Origin of the sequence: Rhodococcus sp. 105337 (assembly GCF_012844225.1) — a bacterium.
Taxonomy (GTDB): domain Bacteria; phylum Actinomycetota; class Actinomycetes; order Mycobacteriales; family Mycobacteriaceae; genus Rhodococcus.
The window spans coordinates 163,638-183,919 of the sequence record NZ_JABAGQ010000005.1 but is presented as its reverse complement, the minus strand read 5'-3'; the positions used below and the strand labels follow the sequence as shown (position 1 = coordinate 183,919).

Sequence of the window (20,282 nt, the reverse complement as noted above, 5' to 3'; positions counted from 1 at the left end):
CATGATGTCCGGGACCTTCGTCGTCACGCGGGAGCGATCAGCGGATACCGAGAACTCCGACACCGATCGTGATCGTCTGGGTCTTGGAAATCTCCGAGCCCGGAGGTTGCGCCTGGGTGATCACGGTGCCCACCAGGTCCGGGGACAGCGTGGCTTCACGAGTCTGCACGAGATCCGACGCGGAGCCGGTCCACCCGGCGCTCCGCAGCGCCGACAGCGCCTCCGACACCGAGCGGTTGGTGACCACCGGCATCTCGACGCGGTCACCGTTGGAGACCTTGATCGTCACCGTCGACCCTTGTGCTGCGGACGCGCCGCCCGCGGGGCTCGTCGACACCACAGTGCCGTCCGGCTCGCTCGAGTCGACCTGCTCGACGACGACCTCGAAGCCGGCACCTTCGATGTTGCCGGTGGCCACGGCGGTGGCCTGACCGACCACGTTGGGCACCCGAACCTGTTCCGGTCCGCTTCCCAGCGTGATGGTGACTTCGCCGTCACGCTCGATGCTCGCGCCCGCGGCCGGGCTCTGTCCGACCACGAGATCCACATCGTCGGCGTCCGACGGCGCTCGCTGCACGTCCGAGCCGAGACGCAGACCCACGGCGGCGAGCTCCTGCGCGGCCCGCTGCTGCGACATTCCGGTGAGGCGGGGGATCTGCACCTGCTCCGGCCCGCTCGACACCTCGAGTGTCACGGTCGATCCCTCTTCGACCTGCGTACCCGAGACGGGCCGGGTGTTGATGACGTTGCCACGTGCCACCACCGGATCGTTCTTCTGCTGGATCGACACCCGGAAACCGGCGTCCTGCAGCTGGTTCTCCGCCACATCCGAGGTCAGGTTCCGGACATCGGGGACCGCCACCTGTGCGGCGGTCGAACCGGGACCGAGCGACCACAGGAACACACCCACGATGCCCACGACCACCAGCGCGACGAGACCGAGGAGCACGCGCTTGGTGACCGACCCGCCGCCTCCACCGGAATCACTGCTCCCCGCAGCACCCGCCGGGGCGGCCGGCGCCACTCGCGCGTGCCGTCCCGGATTCGTATCCGCGGAGTCGAGCAGGGTGGTGCGGTCCTCGTCGGTCATCACCATCGGAGCGCTGGGTCGCTGACCGTTGAGTACCCGGATCAGGTCGCTGCGCATCTCGGCTGCGGACTGGTAGCGGTTGGCGGGATTCTTCGCCATCGCCTTCAGGATCACCGAGTCGAGCTCGTGCGGAATCGACGGATTCACCGACGACGGCAGCGGCGGATCCTCCCGGACGTGCTGGTATGCGACCGCCACGGGAGAGTCGCCCTTGAACGGCGGTTCGCCGGTGAGGATTTCGAACAGCACGCAGCCGACGGAATACACGTCCGACCGCGCGTCGACCTGCTCGCCGCGCGCCTGCTCGGGCGACAGGTACTGGGCCGTACCGATCACGGCGGCGGTCTGCGTCATGGGGCTGGCGGCGTCCGACAACGCACGGGCGATGCCGAAGTCCATGACCTTCACGGCCCCGGCCTTGTTGATCATGACGTTCGCGGGCTTGACGTCCCGGTGCACGATCATGTTGCGGTGGCTGAAGTCCAGCGCTGCGCAGACGTCGGCGATGACCTCCATCGCGCGCTTGGGTGCCATCGGGCCGTCGCGGCGAACGATGTCGCGCAGGGTGTCGCCCTCGACGTACTCCATGACGATGTAGGGCAGCGGCCCGGCATCGGTCTCGGCCTCGCCGGTGTCGTAGACCGCGACAATCGCGGGATGATTGAGCGCCGCGGCGTTCTGTGCTTCGCGACGGAAACGCAGATAGAACGTGGGATCGCGCGCGAGATCCGCACGCAGAACCTTGATCGCCACGTCCCGGCCGAGCCGTGTGTCCCGCGCGAGGTGTACCTCGGACATGCCGCCGAAGCCGAGGATCTCACCCAGCTCGTACCGAGAGGAGAGCTTGCGCGGTGTGGTCATGACGTTCCTTGGGTGTCCGGCGGTGCGTTGTTCGTACCGTTGCTGGCTTCGGGATCTGGGTCCCCGCCGTCTGCGTCTCCGTCCGCCTCACCGTCGGTCTCGCCGGCGTCCGGCGCCGTCACCGTGGTCGTGGTGGGTGTGGTTGTCGCGTTCGTGGTTGTGGGGACGGTCGTGGTGGGAGCATCCGTCGTCGGCGGCACCGTGGTGGTCGGCGGGACGGTCGTGGTGGGTGCGTCGAAAGTCGGTGTCTCGACCGGGGCCGGGGCAGGCACGGTTTCCTCGGTGATCGTGGTGGTCCGAGGGGGCCGCGTCGTCGTGGTCGTCGAGGGACGGGTCGTCGTGATCTGGGTCGTCGGCGACGGTCCGGGTGTTCGCGTTCCCTCGTCGTCCCCGCCGAACAAGACGATCCCCAGCGTCACCAGGGCGAGCAGGATCGCCGCACCCGCGGCCCACGCCAAGGCAGTCGGGCTCGGCCCGCGTTTGCCGCCGTCACCGTCGCCGGCCGGCCCACCCGTCGTCGGCGGTCCCGAGACGGGCGGCTGTCCCGCTGTCGGGGGCAGCGCACCGGTCTGCGGCTGGGTGTAGGCGGTCGGGGAGTAGTACTGATTCGGATCGAGCGCGCGCGTGGCGGCAGTCGGCGCCGAGGTGCCCGGAACCCCGGGCGGCAGGACGCGATTCGCGCTGGTCACCGGCGGCACGTTGCCGGGCGGAGGCGCAGCCCGGCCCGAGCGCACCGCGGCCACCGCGTTCGCGAACTCGCCGCCGTTGGAATAGCGCTGGAGCGGGTCCTTCGAGATCGCAATGCTGATGAGTTCGCGCACCTCGGCCGGGAGATCGTTCGGCAGCGGAGCCGGTGTCTCCTGGACGTGCTTCATCGCGACCGTCACCACGCTGTCGCCGAGGAACGGGCGGCGACCCGACAGCACCTCGTAGCCGACGATGCCCAGCGAGTACACGTCACTCGCGGAGGTCGCCTCCTGCCCGAGAGCCTGCTCCGGGGCGATGTACTGGGCGGTTCCCATCACCATGCCGGTGCGGGTGACCGGAGACGCGTCGACGGCCTTCGCGATGCCGAAGTCCGTGATCTTCACCTGCCCCGTGGGCGTGATGAGGATGTTCCCGGGCTTGACGTCGCGGTGCACGACACCGGCATTGTGCGCGGCCTGCAGCGCACGCCCGGTCTGCTCGAGCATGTCCAGGGCGTGAGGAAGCGAAAGCCGACCCACCCGCGAAAGCACCGCGTTGAGCGGTTCGCCGTGGACCAGTTCCATCACCAGGTAGGCGATGGACTGGCCTTCGGTGTCGGTGGTCTCGCCGTAGTCGAACACCCCGGCGATGCCCGGGTGGTTCAGCTGTGCGGTGGTGCGCGCCTCGAACCGGAAGCGCGCGAGGAAGTCCTCGTCGCCCGAGAGTTCGGCCTTGAGCACCTTGACCGCGACGCGCCGGTCGAGCCGGGTGTCGAGTCCCTCCCACACCTGTCCCATGCCGCCGGTCGCGATGAGGCGCTGGAGTCGATATCTGTCGGCGATCATGGCGCCGTTGCTCAAAGCCATGTCAGCCTCCCTGTAACCCGGCCGAGATCACGGCTCGTCCGATGGGCGCGGCCACTGAGCCGCCGGTCGCGGCGAGTGCACGGTCGCCACCGTCCTCCACGATCACCGCGATGGCGATAGTGGGTTGCTGCGCCGGCGCAAACGCGATGTACCACGTGTGCGGCGGGGTGTTGCGAGGATCGCTGCCGTGCTCCGCGGTCCCGGTCTTCGACGCGATCTTCACACCGGGGATGCCCTGGCCTCCGGCGAAGTCCTCGGCACCCACCATCAGGTCGGTGAGGGTCGCGGCGACCTCCGGCGCAATGGCCTGGCCGAGCGACTCCGGTGTGGTCTCCTCGAGCACCGCGAGATCGGGGCCCTGCAGACGCTCGACGAGATACGGCTCCATCCGGACACCACCGTTGGCGATGGTCGCGGCGATCGACGCGTTCTCGAGCGGGGTGAGCGCCACGTCGCGCTGCCCGATGCTCGTCTGGCCCAGAGCGGCCCCGTCCGGGATGGGCCCGATGGTGCTGGGCGCGACCGGCAGTGGCACTTCCATGTTTTCGTCGATTCCCAGCGCTTCGGCCTGGTCGACGAGGGCTTCCCGCCCGGTGGCGATGCCCATTTCGACGAAGGCGGTATTGCACGACCGCGCGAACGCCTCACGCAGCGTCACCGTAGGTGCGCCACCGCACGCGGCACCACCGTAGTTCTCGAGGGTGGTCGCCGTGTCGGGCAGGGTGATGTTCGGGGCAGCGGTGAGCTGGGTGTCCGGGGTGACGCCGGACTCGAGGGCCGCGGCCGTGACGACGACCTTGAAGGTCGACCCCGGCGGATAGGTCTGCGAGATCGCACGGTTGAGCATCGGCTTGTCGGGATCGGCGTTGAGTTCGTCCCACGCCGCCGACGTCGCTGCCCCGTCGTGTCCGGAGAGACGGTTGGGGTTGTAACTGGGCGTGCTCACCATGGTCAGGATCCGGCCCGTGCTGGGTTCGATCGCGACGACCGAACCGGTGTAGCCCCTGCTCGTCAGTTCGTCGTAGGCGACCTGCTGCATGACGGGGTCGATCGTCGTGACGACGTTGCCGCCACGGGGATTGCGTCCGGAGACCAGATCGAACAGTCGCTGGCCGAACAGCAGGTTGTCGGACCCGTTGAGCAGCGCATCCTCGGAGCGCTCGAGTCCGGTGCTGCCGTACTGCATCGAGTAGAAGCCGGTGACGGGCGCGTAGGCGAGCGGGCTCATGGGCTGATTCGGCGGCGCCGGATATTCACGCAGGTACTTGTAGCGGCTGTCGGTCGGGATCGAGACGGCAAGCGCCTGCCCGGCTGCGGCGATCTGACCGCGCTGACGGGAGTACTCGTCGATCAGCACGCGGGAGTTGCGCGGATCGGTGCGCAGGTCATCGGCCTCGATGACCTGCACATACGTGGCGTTGGCGAGAAGAGCGACGACCATGAACATCACCGCCATCGCAACCTTACGAAGCGGACCGTTCATTCGCGCCCCAACATTTCCGTCGGCGCGTCCGCGATCGGCGTGGCCTTCTTCCGCGGAACCACAGGCTCGCGGGCAGCATGGGAGATCTTCATCAGCAGTGCCAGGAGTAGATAGTTGGCGAGCAGAGACGAACCGCCGTACGACACGAACGGTGTGGTCAGGCCCGTCAGGGGGATCAACTTCGTCACGCCTCCGACCACCACGAAGAGCTGGACCGCCAGGGTGAACGACAGGCCGGCGGCGAGGAGCTTGCCGAAGCTGTCACGGATCGCCAGGGCGGTGCGAAGGCCCCGGATGACCAGAATCAGGAACAGCAGCAGGATGGCGGCGAGCCCGATGAGCCCGAGTTCCTCACCGATGGTGGCGACGATGAAGTCGGTTTTCGCGAACGGCACCTGGATCGGCCGTCCGCTTCCGAGACCGGTACCCGCGACACCGCCGGTCGCGAGACCGAACAGCGACTGGGAGATCTGGTAGCCGGTGTTGTTGTAATCGGCGAACGGGTCGAGCCACGTCTCGACACGCACCCGGACGTGGCCGAACATCTGGTACGCGAAATAGAACCCGACCGCGAGCAGCGAGAAGCCGATCACCAGCCATCCGACGCGTTCGGTCGCGATGTACAGCATCACGAGAACGGTGGTGAACAGCAGCAGCGACGTACCGAGGTCCTTCTCGAACACCATCACACCGATGGAGAGAACCCAGGCCGCGAGGATCGGGCCGAGATCACGAGCCCGGGGGAAGTCCATGCCGAGGAAATGCTTGCCGGCGGTGGTGAACAGATCGCGTTTCGCGACGAGCACCGACGCGAAGAAGATGATCAGCAGGATCTTGGCGAACTCACCCGGCTGAATGCTGAATCCGGGCAGCTTGATCCAGATCTTCGCGCCGTTGACCTCGGAGAACCGGGACGGCAGCAGCGCCGGAATCGCGAGCGCGACCAGTCCGATCAGGCCGAGGGTGTAGCTGTACCGCGCGAGCAGACGGTAGTCGTGCAGGAACACGAGGACCGCGATGAACAGCACGATTCCGAGCGCGGTCCACAGCACCTGCTGGGTGGCATCGGGTGACGGCGCTTCCACCCCCATGTAGCGGGCGTTCTCCTGGTCGGCGAGGTCGAGCCGGTGGATGAGCACCAGGCCCAGTCCGTTGAGCAACGCCACGATCGGCAGCAGGAACGGATCGGCGTACTTGGCGAACCGGCGCACGGCGAGATGCGCGACGAGGAACAGCGCCGCGTACGTCACGCCGTACTTCAGGAGATCCGGGGTGATCGTCTGCTCGAGGCTCGCCTCGACGAGTATCAGCGACACCGTGGTGATGCCGATGGCACCCAGGATCAGGAGAAGTTCGGTATTACGACCTGTCGACTGAACCGGTGCCGGAGCGAAGCCACCCGGGGGACTTGGGAAGGCCCCCGCGCCATGGGTCACCGACATCAGGCGCCCACCCTGCAGTTCTGGCCGGGTATCTGGGGCGGCGCAGGAGGTGCCGCCGGTACCTCGGGCGCGGTCGTCTCGGGCGCGGGGAGCGGCTGACCGTCGACCCCGGGTGCCGGTGGTGCCGGCGCAGAAGCTTCGGCGGGAGGAACGCCGGGTGCGGCAGTGCCGTCCGTTCCGGGTGCCGGAGTCGCCGGCGGTGCCGGAGTGGGCTCGGTCGGGGGTGCTTCCTCGACGGAGCACACGGGCAGCAGATCCATCTCGGCGAGACGTTCCATCTGAGCGCTCGTGTCCTCGAGCGAGCCCGACGGCAAGCCCGCGCGAACCTGTTCACGCGCGGCAGGCCACAGATCGTCGACGAGCATGACCCGGCACTGCGCATCACCGGGTGCGGTGAGGGTCAGCGTGCCGTCGTCGGTGAGGCATCCGACCAGGGCGGCTTCCTGCAGCGAATACCCGAAGACGTTTCCGGGCAGGCCGCGCAGGACGGTCACCGCTCCGCTGTTGTCGCCCACGTAGTAGTTGTTGCGGACGAGTTGGCGGCCGACGACCAAGCCGACGGCGAGGAGCGCGACCAGCGCGAGGATGACGACGGGCCACCACAGTCGGCTGCGCTTCTTCGGGGGCGTCTCGGGCGCCTGGACGATCACACGCTTCGGAGCGGCGCGCGGCGGGCGCATCGCGGCGGCGCGTCCGGCAGCGGTGTTCGGAGGGGGAGTGTCCTCGTCGTTGTCGCCCGACGCGGCGCCGGCGACAATCGGCTTGCTCTGCCCGTAGTCGAGGTCGATCACGTCGGCGACGACCACGGTGACGTTGTCGGGGCCACCGCTGCGCAACGCCAGTTCGATGAGCCGGTCGGCGCACTCGTCGTGGGTGCCCTCGCGCATCGTGTTGGCGATCGTCTCGTCGCTCACGACATCCGACAGGCCGTCCGAGCAGATCAGGTAGCGGTCGCCGGCCCGCGCTTCGCGGACGGTCAGCGTCGGCTCGACCTCGGCGCCGGTCAGGGCGCGCATGATGAGCGAACGCTGGGGATGGGTGTGGGCCTGCTCGGCAGTGATACGACCCTCGTCCACCAGCGACTGCACGAACGTGTCGTCACGGGTGATCTGGGTGAGCTGGTCGTCGCGCAGCAGATAAGCGCGGGAGTCGCCGATGTGCGCGAGTCCGAGCTTGCTTCCGGCGAACAGGATGGCCGTGAGGGTGGTGCCCATCCCGTCGAGTTCGGGTTCCTCGTCCACCTGATCGGCGATAGAGGCGTTGCCTTCACGGACTGCGGAATCGAGCTTTCCGAGGAGGTCACCACCGGGCTCGTCGTCGTCGAGATGCGCGAGCGCGGCGATCATCAGCTGGGAGGCGACCTCACCGGCCGCATGCCCGCCCATACCGTCGGCAAGCGCGAGCAGACGTGCGCCGGCGTAGACGGAATCCTCGTTGTTCGATCGGACGAGGCCGCGGTCGCTGCGGGCGGCATAACGCAATACAAGGGTCACGGGCGGAGCTCGATCACGGTTTTACCCACTCGGACAGGCGTACCGAGAGGGACGCGGACAGCGGTGGTGACTTTCGCACGATCCAGATACGTGCCGTTGGTCGACCCGAGGTCTTCGACGTACCAGTCGGATCCCCGCGGCGACAACCGGGCGTGCCGGGTCGAGGCGTAGTCGTCGGTCAGCACCAGCGTCGAGTCGTCGGCGCGGCCGATGAGGACGGGCTGGGTGCCCAGGGTGATCCGGGTGCCTGCGAGCGCACCGTGGGTCACCACGAGATATTTGGCGGTCTTGTTGCGGCCCAGCGACGGGAGCATCGACTGCTTCGGCGAATACCGAGGCAACGGTCGAGCAGTCCCCGCATAGATGTCCGACCGCAGACTGCGCAGCACGGACCACACGAACAACCACAACAGGAGGAGGAAACCCGCCCGGGTCAGTTGCAGAATCAACCCCTGCACGGCTCATCCTCCTTCGGCTCGGTCGACCGGCATATGCCGTCCGGTGCGCTGCGGTCACTCACAATACGGACACGGCCGACTCGATACAGCGTCCGACGCGCAGTACACGCGTCGGACGGTGTCGACGGACCCCGTAGGCCCTGGATATCCGCAGCTCAGAGAATGCGCACAAGGATTTCCGAGTGGCCCGCCCGGACGATATCGCCGTCGGCCAGCTGCCAGTCCTGGATGGACGCGCCGTTGACGGTGGTGCCGTTCGTGGATCCGAGATCGGAAAGCATCGCGACCTGCCCGTCCCAGCGGATGTCGATGTGACGACGCGAGACACCCGTGTCGGGGAGACGGAACTGTGCGTCCTGCCCGCGACCGATGATGTTGCTGCCCTCACGGAGCTGGTAGTACCGGCCGCTGCCGTCTTCGAGCTGCAGGGTGGCCGTCAGCACACGACCGGCGGCGGGGGACTGGTAGCCACCTCCCGCGTAACCCTGGTCGTACGCCGGCTCTGCTGCCGCGTAGCCCTGGTCGTATGCCGGCTCGGCGTAGCCCTGCTGGCCGTACGGCTGAGCCTGGTAACCCTGGTCGGCGTAGCCCTGGTCGTATCCGCCGCCCTGCGGCTGCGGAGCCTGGTAACGATCGTCGTAGCCGGGCTGCCCGTACTGCTGAGCGCCGTCGCGGCCGTAGTCCTGGCTGTATGCCTGGGGCTGCGCGCCGTAGGCCTGCTGGTCGTAACCGCCCTGCTGGTCGTAACCGGCAGGCTGGTCGTAGCCGCCTTGCTGGGAATAGCCTTGCTGGTATCCCTGCGGATCGTAGTTCTGATCGCTGTAGGCCTGCTGGTCGTATCCGCCCTGGGCGGGGTCGCCGTAGCCACCCTGGGGCTGGTTGTCGTAACCGCCCTGCTGCGGGTCGCTGTAGGCCTGGCTACCTGCGTAGCCCGCGCCGTTGTTGTAGCCCTGTGCGTAACGCTGATCCTGGCCGACGTGCGCGTGACCGTTGCGTGCGTACTGCGGTTCCGCCTCGGCGGGGTCACGGCTCGGTTCGTAGCCGGGGTTCTGCGTCATGGGGCCAACTCCTGGTTCGGGTGTCACTGTTGGGCGGATCTGCGGGTTCCGCGGAGCCGGGGCGCGCGCCGCTGAGCGCCCCACATCTGGATCAACCGAGCCGCGAGTCCGGAACTGCCCTGTGTGCAGTGCCGACGACGACTCGAAGACGACCTGGATGTCACCGTACGTCTGCCATCCCTGTTCACGGATGAAGTCATCAAGGTGACGCGCGAAGGCCTTGACAGTCAAGTCCCGGTCGGCAGCGAGGGCCTCATGATCGGATTCGCTGATGGTGATCACGTATTTGTTCGGGGCCAGGGTATGGCCTCGATCGAGCTGCTGGACGCCGTCGGTCGCCTCTTGCTGCAGCGCAGCTTCGACTTCCTGAGGAACCACGCCGCCGCCGAACACGCGGGCGAAAGCGTCGCCGATAGCGGACTGAAGCTTGCGTTCGAATCGTTGGGCGATGCCCATTGCGACCCCCTTTCAGGTCTCCGCGTGTCGTGATGCAGATCGTGCAACTGCATGGTATCCACTTTTTCCACGTTTGGACCGGGCGGCACCCCGCGCGTGTTCCGATCGGTACTGCGCAGGGGTCCCGTGAGGCTCCGTTTTCGCCCTGACCAGGCGAATCGTTGTTTGATTAGTAGCTGTGTTACTGTTTTCTGCGTTGCTCGGGCGAGTGGCGGAATGGCAGACGCGCTGGCTTCAGGTGCCAGTGTCCTTCGGGACGTGGGGGTTCAAGTCCCCCTTCGCCCACCAGGAGCAGTTCCAACGAACTGCACACGAACGAGGTCACGAACTCGAAAGAGATCGGGGCCTCGTTTTTCGTTCGGAAAGGGCCGCGGAGTGCGTGTATCGGCATCTCGCGGGCTGCGCCCCCGGTGACCCCGGTCTCTCGACGACTGCCGACCCACGCTGCGATGTCCTGACGTTCCTCGTCCTCGCGCAGTCTTTCGGATCGCAGATTCCGAAACCGCAGCATCGAGGACCGAATCCGACCTCTTTCGTACATAGCGTTGCCCACGACCGCAGGGAAACAGCGTCGAGGGGGAACCGCCCATGTCCGAACAGCGCAACTCCGCCCCGGCCGGCTACACGAGCGTCGCCCCTTGGGTGGTCACCGACGACACCCGCGCTTTCCTGGACTTCGTCGCGCGGGCCTTCGACGGCGAGGAACTCGCCCGGGTCGAGACCGAGGACGGGTCGATCGGGCACGGAGAGATCCGGGTCGGTGACACAGTGGTCCTGGCCTTCGACCGCCGCCCGGAGTGGCCGACCATGCCGAGTCTGCTGCGTGTGTTCGTTCCGGATGCGGACGAGACGTTCGCCAAGTCGGTCGCCGCCGGGGCCGAGGTGGTCACAGAGCTGAGCGACAGCGCGTTCGGTCAGCGAGGGGGACGCATCAAGGATCCGTTCGGAAACATCTGGTGGGTGACGTGCCACATCGAGGACGTACCCGAGAACGTGATGTGGCAGCGAATGCAAGACCCGGTGTACGCCGAGCAGATGCGCGCGGCGCAAGCGACGCTCGATGCCGAGTTGAGCGGACGAAAGCACGGACGCAGCAGCGCTCCTGTGCGCTGACCACGCGGGTCACCCCGCCTTAGCGTGAGTTCATCGCAGGGTCCGTGATCGGCACGGGATCGTCTGGCATCCAGGCGATCCGTTCATCGCCGAGTTCGGCGTAGCCGGTCTTCCGCTCGCCACAGGTGGATCTCCCTCGCGCACATCCCGAGTCGGTCCTCGAGGCACACACCATCCAGTGGCTGGTCGATGCCGACGAGGTGTGTCCTGAGCTCGCCGACCGCAGGAACCCGATCAGAAGGCGTCGTTGATGGTGATCCGGTCGTACGTCGCCGGAAAGTCGTCGGCACCAAAGCAGTTCAGGGACGTGGTTTGCCCCACCTGAATCTGTTCCGTCGTGCAGTTGACCAGCGCCACCACTTCGCTTCCGTTCATGAACTTGATTTCTACGATCGCGCTGTCCGTCTCGTCCCGCGCGTTCGTGACTCGAAGACCCTCCACCTGTGCGTTACCGAGCGTGTCCTGGGTAACGGACCATCCGGGCGCATATTGAAATCCGGAGACCTCGAACGGTTGCCCCTCGGCAATCGTCAGCGGGTTGTCGGGGCCGCCCGGAGCAGCGTCGTCCACCTCTGCTGACTCGATCGCCTCGTTGACCTCGTTTCCCGCAAACGCCAGGAGAGCGACGCACCCGCCGATTGCCAGCACGAACACCGCGATCAGCGCGAGCAGGACATTGCGCAGCGTGTGCGACTTCTCCGGCGGCCGAGAGGGTGGTGGCTGGGGCGCAGACGGGGACGGACCGCTGTTCTGGACGCTATCGGTCCACCGGGCTCCGTCCCACCAGCGCATCACTCCCGATGGGTCGCGGTAATAGCCGGGGCCGGGTGATCCGGTGTTGCCTGGATTCGGATTATCGGACATCAGCGTTTCCTTCCGGCCGATGTGGATCCGGTTTCTTCAAGGTAGTGAGCCGAGGCACGTATCCGCAGGCCTACTCCGCGGAAACGAAAACAAACCGTAGGATTGATATATCGTCGTATTCAAACCGATAGTATGTGAGCGAGGCTGCGATGGGTTCGAATTCGTGAGTATCGACGGTTCTCCCCCGTTACCGGCTGCGGCGGCGCAGTCTCAGGCGGGCGCAGGTCCTTTGCCGAGCGCAGTCTTCACTGCGAAACCCGCCAAAAGTGTCCCGGCAGCCCATCGCTGGGCGAGCATCACGCGCGGCCGGGCGAACAGGAAACCCGCGATCTTCGCCGCTCCGAGCACGATCATCCCGTTGACAGCGACTGCGATCACGATCTGGACCGCGCCGAGTTGGAGGAGTTGCAGCCACACCGGGCCCGATTCCGGAGACACGAACTGGGGGAGCAGCGCGGCGTACATCACTGCGATCTTCGGGTTGAGCAGGTTGGTCAGAAGGCCCATCCCGAAGAGCCGGCGATCGCTTACCGGATCCAGTTCGCGAGGGGAGAACAGGCCGCGTCCGCCGGGGCGGATCATTCCCCAGGCCAGGTATGCGAGATACGCAGCGCCGGCCAGTTTCAGCACGGTGAACGCCGCAGGGACCGCGCCGAACACGACAGACAGACCGGCAACTGCCATCAGCAGATAGCAGAGGAATCCCACCCCCGTGCCCGCCAACGACACCAGGCCGGCGCGTCGGCCCTGCCCGATCGCGCGGGACGTCAGGTAGACCATGTTCGGCCCGGGGGTGAGCACCATGCCGAGCTCGATGAGGGCGATACCCCCTGCTGCGGCCGCATCGACGATCATCCGATTCCCCTCGAGAAGGCTGTCGACGCAGAATAAGCGGAATCGTCCGGCTGAGTCCGACCGCTCGGTGTCCGACCGCTCGGTCACGGTCCTGCACGTAAGGCCCCGCGAGGCTGCAGGGCTATGCCCCGCGCCCGCCGGGGACGCGGAGCATCTGCGCCTTTGTTACTCGACGATGGGGAAGATCGACTCGCCGTCTTCGGGGCTACCGTCGATCTGGCCGCGGTCCACGCGGGAATCCTCGACTATGACCCCGTCGACTACTTCCGCATGTTTGACGGTGCCGTCGTCCTCATCCGCATCTTCATCGATGACCTCGTCCACGAGGTCTTCGGTGAGTTCGTCGTCCGGCATCACCGCGACCGGCACTTCCGGCGGTGTTTCGGGCTCGATGTCGGGTTCTTCTTCGGCAAGCCGCTGGTCGAGCGATTCGCCTTCCTGCTCTTCGCGCTGTGTGGTGCCGAATTTGTCGGCTTCGCTCCATCCTTCGGGCGGATCGACAACTTCGTCGCCGTCGTCATTGCGTACTTCGTCCGCGTCGAGACCCTCGCTCGGGCTGAGGGTGTCGCCGGGCCCATCTTCGATACTCATACGGCATGAAATACCCGAGCCGGCAGGCCCCGAAACGAAGCGGGCTGTGGCGGAGACAACGAAAATGCCGGGCCGTGTGGGCCCGGCATTTCCTTGTCGGTGAGTTGAAGAGTCTTCGAGGGCCGGCGTCGTCGGCGGGCCCAGGAAGAGCTACCTCAGTCTTTAGCGGCGAACACCACGGCCGGTGACAGCCTTGACGAGGAACAGCAGGATCACAGCGCCGAGGAGGCAGGTCAGGAAGCTGAAGATCAGCCCACCGCCTTCGACATCGACACCGAACAGCTTCAGGAGGAAGCCGCCGATCAGGCCGCCGATCACACCGACAACAACGTTGAGGAGAATGCCCTGCTGGGCGTCAGTGCCCATGAACTTACTGCCGATCCAACCGGCCAAACCACCGATGATGATCCAGCCGAGGATTCCGAGTCCGAGCATCGCGCGGGTCCTTCCTTGAGACTTCGGTAGAGAGATTGACTAGCCCATACTGCTTCTTTGCCGAGGTGGTTATACCCGTTTTGTCAGGATCAAACCGTTGGTGCACAAAATTGTTCGTTCCCGGTGACTTTCCGGGCGCAGGTTCGGCGTGGACGGACCACTTCGCCGAACAACGCGTGCCCGCGGAGTCGCAGGACGCACACTGTTTCTCGTGCTCCCATCCACGACGGATAAGCCCGCCCGCGCGCCACTGGTGCTGGGAACGCTCATCCTCGTCGCGGCGGTCGCGAATCTCAATCTCGCCGTCGCCAATGTGGCCCTGCCCGATATCGGGAAAGCATTCGACAGCAGCCAGACCGACCTGAACCTCATCGCGGTCGGATACTCGCTGGGTTTGGCGGGGTCGGTGCTCTATCTCGGTGCGGTCGGCGACCGCTACGGCCGAAAAACGATGCTGGTGCTGGGCATGACGTTGTCGGTGCCGATCTCGCTACTCGCCGGTCTGGCGCCGACCACCGAGGTGTTGTTTCTGGCGCGGGTGCTCGGTGGCATATCCGCGGGACTGGCCTTCCCGACAACGCTGGCATTGATCACCGCGTTGTGGTCGGGTGCGGCGCGGACCCGGGCGATCGCATTGTGGTCCGCCATCGGCGGTGGTCTCACGTCGCTCGGCCCGCTCGTGGCAGGAGCACTGCTCGAGTGGTTCTACTGGGGATCGGTCTTCCTGGTGACGATTCCGCTGGCGGTGGCTGCCCTCCTCCTGACAATCGTGTTCGTTCCGAGGCACGTCAACGAGTCCACCGCTCCGGTCGACCACCTCGGCGGGGTCGTGTCTGTCGTAATGGTGGGGTCGCTCGTTCTCGGCATCACCTTCGCGCCGGTGAGCGGTATGCAGACCACCGCCGTCTCCGCGGGCGTGATCGCACTGGCAGCCGGGGCCGTGTTCGTCATCCGCCAGCTTCGGGCGCCGAACCCGCTGTTCGACCTGCGGGTCGCGCGTCGCCGAATCTTCTGGGTCGCGGCGGTGGCGGGCATCATCGTGTTCGGATCGCTGATGGGATCGATGTACGTCAGCCAGCAGTATCTACAGAACGTTCTCGGGTATTCGACACTGGCGGCGGGATCGGCTGCCTTGCCGGCCGCAGCGGTGATGGTGCTGGTGGCGCCGCAGTCCGCGAAACTCGTGGAGGCGTACGGTTCCCGGTTCACGTTGTTGTCGGGATACGTGCCGATTGCGCTCGCGTTGGTCCTGGCGCTGGTGCTGTGGGACGAGAACGCCCGCTACTGGTCGATCGCCCTCGTATTCATGTTGATCGGTGCCGGCATCGGCCTCGCAGGGACACCCGCCTCCCACTCGCTCACGAGTTCGGTTCCGGTCTCACGGGCCGGAATGGCATCGGGTACCTCGGATCTGCAGCGGGATCTCGGTGGCGCCATCATGCAGTCGACTCTCGGTGGACTCCTGACTGCCGGCTACACGGCTTCGTGGGCGGCGACGATCGCAAGCGCACCGGACGCTCAGTCCGTCAGCGAGCAAACGCAGGCAGCCCTCGAGAAGTCGTTTGCGGGTGCTGTGCACGTCGCGGAGAGCAACCCGCAATATGCGGAGCAGATCATGTCCGCGGCCCGCACCGCCTTTCTCGACGGTGACGATCGTGCGTACGCCGCAGCGATCGTGATCGTGGTCCTCGGAGCTCTGCTGGTGTTCTTCGTGTACCCGAAGCGCGACGGCGAAAAAGAACTTCTCGCGCACTACGCGGAGGAGGACTCCCTGGAAACGGCCGAGTAGCGATCGGCCGGGCCGCGTGCATCGCGGCTACCTGCCGGTCTACGACTCGGTGCGGCGCCGCGATAGCGTCGTGCCATGAGTTTCGTCGAGGCTTCACCCGCCGTTCGTACGCGCTTGTCCCGGGCGACGCTCCGGCGTGCGATGCTCACCGCCGTAGTCCTGGCTTTCCTCGCACTGGCGGCTGTCCCTGTGCACGAGGAGCTGTACACCGCAATCGCCCGCGCCATCGAGGCGTCGCCGCTGGCGGCGTTGGCGGGTGTGATTGCGGAGAAGGGGCCGCTGGTACTGGTTGCGACGTTTGCCGTGCTGGCGGTGCGGTCCTGGCTGCGCGACCGCCGCGCGCTCCGGATCATGGTGGCCGGTGGCGCAGGAGCCGTGGTGGCGTACCTGACAAGTGAGCTCGTCAAACTCGTCATCACCGAACCCCGGCCGTGCCGGGCATTCGACGTGACGACCGTCCTGGAGTGCCCCGAAGTGGGCGACTGGTCGTGGCCGTCGAACCACTCGGTGATCGCCGCGTCGCTGGCGACCGCCTGCGTTCTGGCCGTCCCGCGCATCATCTGGTTCGTTGCGCCCGTGGCGGTGCTGCTGGGATTCTCCCGGGTCGCCGGCGGCGTGCACTACGTGCACGACGTGCTCTCGGGTTTCGCCCTGGGCGTGCTCGTCGTCACGGGCATCACCGTTGCGCTGCTGCCCCTCGTCGACCGTCTCTACCTCCGGCTCCCGGACCGATTCGAGCGCACGGACTGACGCTCCGCGGGACGGCGTTCAGCTGATGAGTGCCGCTGCCAGTTCGCGGTAGTCGGCGGCCGGGAACGCGTTGGGATCGGCGGTCAGCACCTGGATGGCCACTTCGTCGGCGCCCGCGCGGTAATGCTTGTCGATGCCGGCGACGACGCGGTCGAGATCGCCCCACGGAATCAGCGCGTCCATCAGCCGGTGGCTGCCTCCCCCGGCCACGTCGTCCTCGGTGTACCCCAGACGCAGCAGGTTGTTCGAATAGTTCGGCAGTGACAGGTAGCCGCGCATGTATTCGCGCGCGATGCCACGAGCGGTGTCCTCGTCGCTCTCGAGCACGACGGCGACCTCCGGGGCGAGCAACGGACCGGCTCCGAGGATTTCGCGTGCCTGTGCGGTGTGTTCGGCAGGAACGAAGTACGGATGAGCGCCGGCCGCTCGTGCCGCAGACAGGGCGAGCATGCGCGGGCCGAGGGCCGCGAGGACACGGCGCTCGGCGGGAACCGGCGGCTGGGCGGCGTCGAGCGCGTCGAGGTACTCGACCATGTGGCTGTACGGCTTGGTGTAGGTGTGCGCAGCCTTCGCGTCGACGACGGGTGCGTGGCTGGTGCCCACGCCGAGCAGAAACCGGCCCGGGTGTTCCTCCTCGAAGCGCGCGACGGTCGCGGCGACGTCGGCCGGTTCCGCATGCCAGATGCTGACGATGCCGCTCGCGACGCCGAGGCGCGTCGTCGCATTCAGGACTTCGCCGTACACCGGCGGAACGCCCTCGCCGAATCCACCCGACGTCCACAGTCGCGCGTAGCCCAGATCGTCGAGTTCACGGGCCGCGTCGAGCGCAGCCTCCCCGGTCTTTCCGCTGAGCCAGAACCCGCCGCCCCACACACTCACTCGTCGCGTCATGCACTCGACGATAACCGGGACGGCGGCGCCTGAGCCCGGTACCTGAGCCGGAACGGCCGTCAACCAGGGGTTGACGAGCCCGGATCGTCAACCTAGCGTTGACGCATGGAACTCCTACGACCGACCCATCCCATTCGGCTCGACGACCTCATCGAAGGAATCAAGCAAGTCCATCCCGACGTCCTCGACCAACTCTCCGACGCCGTGATCGCCGCAGATCACCTGGGCGACATCGCGGATCACCTCATCGGCCACTTCGTCGACCAGGCGCGACGTTCGGGTGCGTCATGGTCCGAGATCGGCGCCAGCATGGGCGTTTCCAAACAGGCCGCCCAGAAGCGATTCGTTCCGAAGCGAGAGAACGACCTGGATCCCGAGCAGGGGTTCTCCCGATTCACGCCCCGTGCCAAGAACGTCGTCATGGCGTCGATGAACGCAGCCCGGGCCGCGGGCAACCCCGAGATCGCCCCGGCGCACCTCGCTCTCGGTCTCCTCACCGACACAGACTCGTTCGCTGCGCAGGCGCTCGTTGCCCAGGGGGCCGATCTCGAGGCGCTGCGCTCTTCGATCGCAAGCGCCCTGCCTGCCCCGTCGAGTGAGCCGCTGCCCGAACTGATCCCGTACGACGCACAGGTCCGGAAGATACTCGAGCTGACGTTCCGGGAGGCTCTGCGCCTCGGGCACAACTACGTGGGGAGCGAGCACATCCTTCTCGCCGTGCTCGAAGTGGAGAACGGTTCCGGCGTGCTGTCGGCGGCCGGACTAGGCAAGACACGCACGGAAGCGGAGATACAGAAGATGCTCGGTGAGACCCAGGGGACCCCCCAGGATTGAGACCGCGCCGAATCGGTTTGTCACGGGGTTGTTCGGGTACTCGAAGAGTCCAAGGCGCACTTACCGATCGGAGTTTTCGATATGGCAGGGCAACCCCCTAAGGTTTCGGGCGCACCCGCGTCCATCGAGCCACAGCTCACAGAACCCACGACACCGGTTGACACTCCCGAGGCGAAGCCCGACCAGCAGCAGCCGGCGGGCGTGACCGCAACGGGCAACAAGGTCGACATCGACGGTGCCCGCGCCCAGAGCGGCGCGTTCCTCACTACCGCGCAGGGCGCGCGTCTCACCGATACCGATCATTCCCTCAAGGCAGGGGCACGTGGACCTGTTCTTCTGCAGGACCATCACTTCCGCGAAAAGATCACCCATTTCGACCACGAACGCATTCCCGAGCGGGTAGTCCATGCACGCGGCGCCGCCGCCCATGGAGTGTTCCGCGCCAACGGTGCAGCGACCACCGTCACCAAGGCCGGCTTCCTGAAGAAGGGCGCGGAAACTCCTGTCTTCGTGCGGTTCTCGACCGTCCTCGGTTCGAGAGGTTCGGCGGACGCCGTTCGCGACACGCGTGGATTCGCGACCAAGTTCTACACCGACGAGGGCACTTTCGACCTGGTCGGTAACAACATTCCCGTGTTCTTCATCCAGGACGCCATCAAGTTCCCGGATGTCATCCACGCCGGAAAGCCGCACCCCGACAGGGAGATTCCGCAGGCACAGAGCGCGCACGATACGTTCTGGGACTTCGTCTCGCTCCACACCGAGGCCACCGCGCACACGATGTGGAACATGTCCGACCGCGGTATTCCGCGCTCGTACCGGATGATGGAGGGCTTCGGCGTCCACACCTTCCGGCTCATCAACGACGCGGGCGAGACTTCTCTCGTCAAGTTCCACTGGAAGCCACGTCTGGGCGTGCATTCGCTGGTGTGGGAAGAAGCCCAGATGATCAACGGCTTCGACCCCGATTACCACCGCCGCGACCTCGCCGACGCCATCGAGGCCGGGGTATACCCGGAATGGGATCTCGGGGTCCAGGTGTTCCCCGACAATCCGGAACAGACCTTCGAGGGCATCGATCTGCTCGACCCGACGAAGATCGTGCCGGAAGAGTTCGCTCCGGTGCAGATCATCGGCACCATGGTGCTCAACGCCAACCCCACCAACTTCTTCGCGGAGACCGAGCAGGTCGCGTTCCATCCCGGCCACCTCGTGCCCGGTATCGACGTCACCGACGACCCGCTGTTGCAGGGGCGCCTGTTCTCCTACCTCGACACGCAGATCACCCGGCTCGGCGGGCCGAACTTCGGTCAGATTCCGATCAACCGCCCGCACGCCCCCGTCAACGACATGCTGCGCGACGGGTTCCACCAGCACGCGGTACACAAGGGCGTCGCGCCGTACAAGCCGAATTCCCTCGATGCCGGGTGCCCGTTCGCGGCAGGTGCCGACGAAGGCGCCTTCATCGACTTCCCGGTCGAGTTGCAGGCGGCACAGAAGGAACGCGCCTTGTCGCGGAGTTTCGACGACCACTACTCGCAGGTCCGCCAGTTCTACAAGAGCCTGTCGGAGATCGAGAAGGAACACGTCGCGTACGCGTACACCTTCGAACTCGGCAAGTGCTACGAGCAGACGATCAAGGAGCGCCAGCTCCAGATCCTCGCCAACATCGACGCCGATCTGTGCGCGACAGTGGCAGCAGGGCTCGGTCTCGAGGCTCCCGCACCCACGATCGAACTCGTCGATCCTGCCCCGAGCCCGGCCCTGTCACAGGTGGGTAAGACGTGGCCGGTTCAGGGCCGCATCATCGGTATCGTCGCGGACGACACCAGCGACCTCGATCAGGTGCAGGCTGCTGTGACGGCGATCGACGGCGCGGATTGTGTCCCGCTGGTCATCGCACCGCACGGCGGAAAGCTCGGCGGTGTGGTCCCGATCTCCCGGACGTTCCTCACCGCACGGTCCGTCGAGTTCGACGCGGTTCTCTTCGCCACCCCCGCATCCGATCCACGGGCTCGGGTCCTCGTCGACGAGACTCTCCGGCACCAGAAGGCAGTCGCCGCGTGGGGTGACGGCCAGGCGTTGTTCGAGGGCGTCGCGGCACCGGGCGTGGTCTCTGCGACCGGTCCGGAAGACGCTGTCGGTGCGGTGTTGGAGCTGCTCGGTACCCACCGAGTCTGGGAACGAACCGCAATGTGACAGAGTTCACCTGAGCGCGACTTACGGTTTCGAAAGCGCCGCGTTATTCTTTCGTTACCTCTGGCCG

General features: G+C 66.4%; 17 protein-coding genes and 1 tRNA gene. 6 read left to right on the top strand and 12 right to left on the bottom strand.

The annotated features are described in order from the left end of the window. Window positions 1-37: 37 nt before the first annotated feature. From pknB to HF886_RS10820, 7 genes are all read right to left on the bottom strand, one after another. Window positions 38-1,951, bottom strand: a complete 1,914-nt coding sequence (gene pknB, locus HF886_RS10850; protein WP_169620875.1) for a Stk1 family PASTA domain-containing Ser/Thr kinase — start codon at window positions 1,949-1,951, stop codon at window positions 38-40. Beyond that, window positions 1,948-3,504: a serine/threonine-protein kinase gene (locus HF886_RS10845; protein ID WP_169652297.1), complete on the bottom strand. Its 1,557-nt coding sequence runs from the start codon at window positions 3,502-3,504 to the stop codon at window positions 1,948-1,950. Before HF886_RS10845 ends, pknB begins: the two co-directional genes overlap by 4 nt. 1 nt (window position 3,505) lies before the next feature. Beyond that, complete coding sequence (locus HF886_RS10840) at window positions 3,506-4,987, bottom strand: penicillin-binding protein 2 (RefSeq protein ID WP_169652296.1); 1,482 nt, start codon at window positions 4,985-4,987, stop codon at window positions 3,506-3,508. Continuing rightward, window positions 4,984-6,429 (bottom strand): FtsW/RodA/SpoVE family cell cycle protein, encoded by a 1,446-nt coding sequence (locus HF886_RS10835; RefSeq protein WP_169652295.1) that lies wholly within the window; start codon window positions 6,427-6,429, stop codon window positions 4,984-4,986. Before HF886_RS10835 ends, HF886_RS10840 begins: the two co-directional genes overlap by 4 nt. Beyond that, window positions 6,429-7,922: a protein phosphatase 2C domain-containing protein gene (locus HF886_RS10830; RefSeq protein ID WP_169652294.1), complete on the bottom strand. Its 1,494-nt coding sequence runs from the start codon at window positions 7,920-7,922 to the stop codon at window positions 6,429-6,431. The genes HF886_RS10835 and HF886_RS10830 overlap by 1 nt, the downstream gene beginning before the upstream one ends. Then, window positions 7,919-8,380: an FHA domain-containing protein gene (locus HF886_RS10825; protein ID WP_169620870.1), complete on the bottom strand. Its 462-nt coding sequence runs from the start codon at window positions 8,378-8,380 to the stop codon at window positions 7,919-7,921. The genes HF886_RS10830 and HF886_RS10825 overlap by 4 nt, the downstream gene beginning before the upstream one ends. A 155-nt stretch (window positions 8,381-8,535) precedes the next feature. Further along, on the bottom strand, window positions 8,536-9,894 hold the full coding sequence (locus HF886_RS10820) for a DUF3662 and FHA domain-containing protein (protein ID WP_169652293.1): 1,359 nt from the start codon (window positions 9,892-9,894) through the stop codon (window positions 8,536-8,538). 202 nt (window positions 9,895-10,096) lie between these two features. Between HF886_RS10820 and HF886_RS10815 the strand changes: the two genes are divergently transcribed. Both HF886_RS10815 and HF886_RS10810 read left to right on the top strand, forming a co-directional pair. Continuing rightward, a tRNA-Leu gene (locus tag HF886_RS10815) sits at window positions 10,097-10,182 on the top strand. A gap of 300 nt (window positions 10,183-10,482) precedes the next feature. Beyond that, a complete protein-coding gene (locus tag HF886_RS10810; RefSeq protein ID WP_169652292.1) occupies window positions 10,483-11,007 on the top strand; it encodes a VOC family protein in 525 nt (174 codons plus the stop codon). 234 nt (window positions 11,008-11,241) lie between these two features. Here HF886_RS10810 and HF886_RS10805 read toward each other — a convergent pair whose 3' ends face one another. The 4 genes from HF886_RS10805 to HF886_RS10790 form a co-directional block, all read right to left on the bottom strand. Continuing rightward, a complete protein-coding gene (locus tag HF886_RS10805; RefSeq protein ID WP_169620867.1) occupies window positions 11,242-11,871 on the bottom strand; it encodes a DUF2510 domain-containing protein in 630 nt (209 codons plus the stop codon). Between the two features lie 210 nt (window positions 11,872-12,081). Further along, the gene (locus HF886_RS10800) at window positions 12,082-12,723 is read right to left on the bottom strand and encodes a LysE family translocator (RefSeq protein WP_169652358.1); all 642 of its coding nucleotides are present in this window, start codon (window positions 12,721-12,723) and stop codon (window positions 12,082-12,084) included. Between the two features lie 168 nt (window positions 12,724-12,891). Then, the gene (locus tag HF886_RS10795) at window positions 12,892-13,317 is read right to left on the bottom strand and encodes a hypothetical protein (RefSeq protein ID WP_169652291.1); all 426 of its coding nucleotides are present in this window, start codon (window positions 13,315-13,317) and stop codon (window positions 12,892-12,894) included. 162 nt (window positions 13,318-13,479) lie between these two features. Beyond that, the gene (locus HF886_RS10790) at window positions 13,480-13,752 is read right to left on the bottom strand and encodes a GlsB/YeaQ/YmgE family stress response membrane protein (RefSeq protein ID WP_169620865.1); all 273 of its coding nucleotides are present in this window, start codon (window positions 13,750-13,752) and stop codon (window positions 13,480-13,482) included. Window positions 13,753-13,963: 211 nt separating this feature from the next. Here HF886_RS10790 and HF886_RS10785 point away from each other — a divergent pair, with 211 nt between their 5' ends. Both HF886_RS10785 and HF886_RS10780 read left to right on the top strand, forming a co-directional pair. Next, complete coding sequence (locus HF886_RS10785; RefSeq protein WP_346765349.1) at window positions 13,964-15,541, top strand: MFS transporter; 1,578 nt, start codon at window positions 13,964-13,966, stop codon at window positions 15,539-15,541. Between the two features lie 75 nt (window positions 15,542-15,616). Further along, window positions 15,617-16,291: a phosphatase PAP2 family protein gene (locus HF886_RS10780; protein WP_240955037.1), complete on the top strand. Its 675-nt coding sequence runs from the start codon at window positions 15,617-15,619 to the stop codon at window positions 16,289-16,291. Window positions 16,292-16,309: 18 nt separating this feature from the next. Here the strand turns inward: HF886_RS10780 and HF886_RS10775 are convergent, their stop codons facing one another. After that, the gene (locus HF886_RS10775) at window positions 16,310-17,182 is read right to left on the bottom strand and encodes a TIGR03620 family F420-dependent LLM class oxidoreductase (RefSeq protein ID WP_206038685.1); all 873 of its coding nucleotides are present in this window, start codon (window positions 17,180-17,182) and stop codon (window positions 16,310-16,312) included. A 105-nt stretch (window positions 17,183-17,287) separates the two neighbouring features. On the opposite strand from HF886_RS10775, the gene HF886_RS10770 reads away from it, so the two are divergent. Both HF886_RS10770 and HF886_RS10765 read left to right on the top strand, forming a co-directional pair. Further along, on the top strand, window positions 17,288-18,016 hold the full coding sequence (locus tag HF886_RS10770; RefSeq protein WP_169652290.1) for a Clp protease N-terminal domain-containing protein: 729 nt from the start codon (window positions 17,288-17,290) through the stop codon (window positions 18,014-18,016). 81 nt (window positions 18,017-18,097) lie between these two features. Then, a complete protein-coding gene (locus HF886_RS10765) occupies window positions 18,098-20,215 on the top strand; it encodes a catalase (RefSeq protein ID WP_169652289.1) in 2,118 nt (705 codons plus the stop codon). The last annotated feature ends 67 nt before the right edge of the window (window positions 20,216-20,282 follow it).

Coding starts and splice junctions, on each gene's coding strand:
- pknB (WP_169620875.1), bottom strand. CDS start 1,951: ATGACCACACCGCGCAAGCTCTCCTCTCGGTACGAGCTGGGTGAGATC.
- HF886_RS10845 (WP_169652297.1), bottom strand. CDS start 3,504: ATGGCTTTGAGCAACGGCGCCATGATCGCCGACAGATATCGACTCCAG.
- HF886_RS10840 (WP_169652296.1), bottom strand. CDS start 4,987: ATGAACGGTCCGCTTCGTAAGGTTGCGATGGCGGTGATGTTCATGGTC.
- HF886_RS10835 (WP_169652295.1), bottom strand. CDS start 6,429: ATGTCGGTGACCCATGGCGCGGGGGCCTTCCCAAGTCCCCCGGGTGGC.
- HF886_RS10820 (WP_169652293.1), bottom strand. CDS start 9,894: ATGGGCATCGCCCAACGATTCGAACGCAAGCTTCAGTCCGCTATCGGC.
- HF886_RS10810 (WP_169652292.1), top strand. CDS start 10,483: ATGTCCGAACAGCGCAACTCCGCCCCGGCCGGCTACACGAGCGTCGCC.
- HF886_RS10805 (WP_169620867.1), bottom strand. CDS start 11,871: ATGTCCGATAATCCGAATCCAGGCAACACCGGATCACCCGGCCCCGGC.
- HF886_RS10795 (WP_169652291.1), bottom strand. CDS start 13,317: ATGAGTATCGAAGATGGGCCCGGCGACACCCTCAGCCCGAGCGAGGGT.
- HF886_RS10790 (WP_169620865.1), bottom strand. CDS start 13,752: ATGCTCGGACTCGGAATCCTCGGCTGGATCATCATCGGTGGTTTGGCC.
- HF886_RS10780 (WP_240955037.1), top strand. CDS start 15,617: ATGAGTTTCGTCGAGGCTTCACCCGCCGTTCGTACGCGCTTGTCCCGG.
- HF886_RS10775 (WP_206038685.1), bottom strand. CDS start 17,182: ATGACGCGACGAGTGAGTGTGTGGGGCGGCGGGTTCTGGCTCAGCGGA.
- HF886_RS10770 (WP_169652290.1), top strand. CDS start 17,288: ATGGAACTCCTACGACCGACCCATCCCATTCGGCTCGACGACCTCATC.
- HF886_RS10765 (WP_169652289.1), top strand. CDS start 18,098: ATGGCAGGGCAACCCCCTAAGGTTTCGGGCGCACCCGCGTCCATCGAG.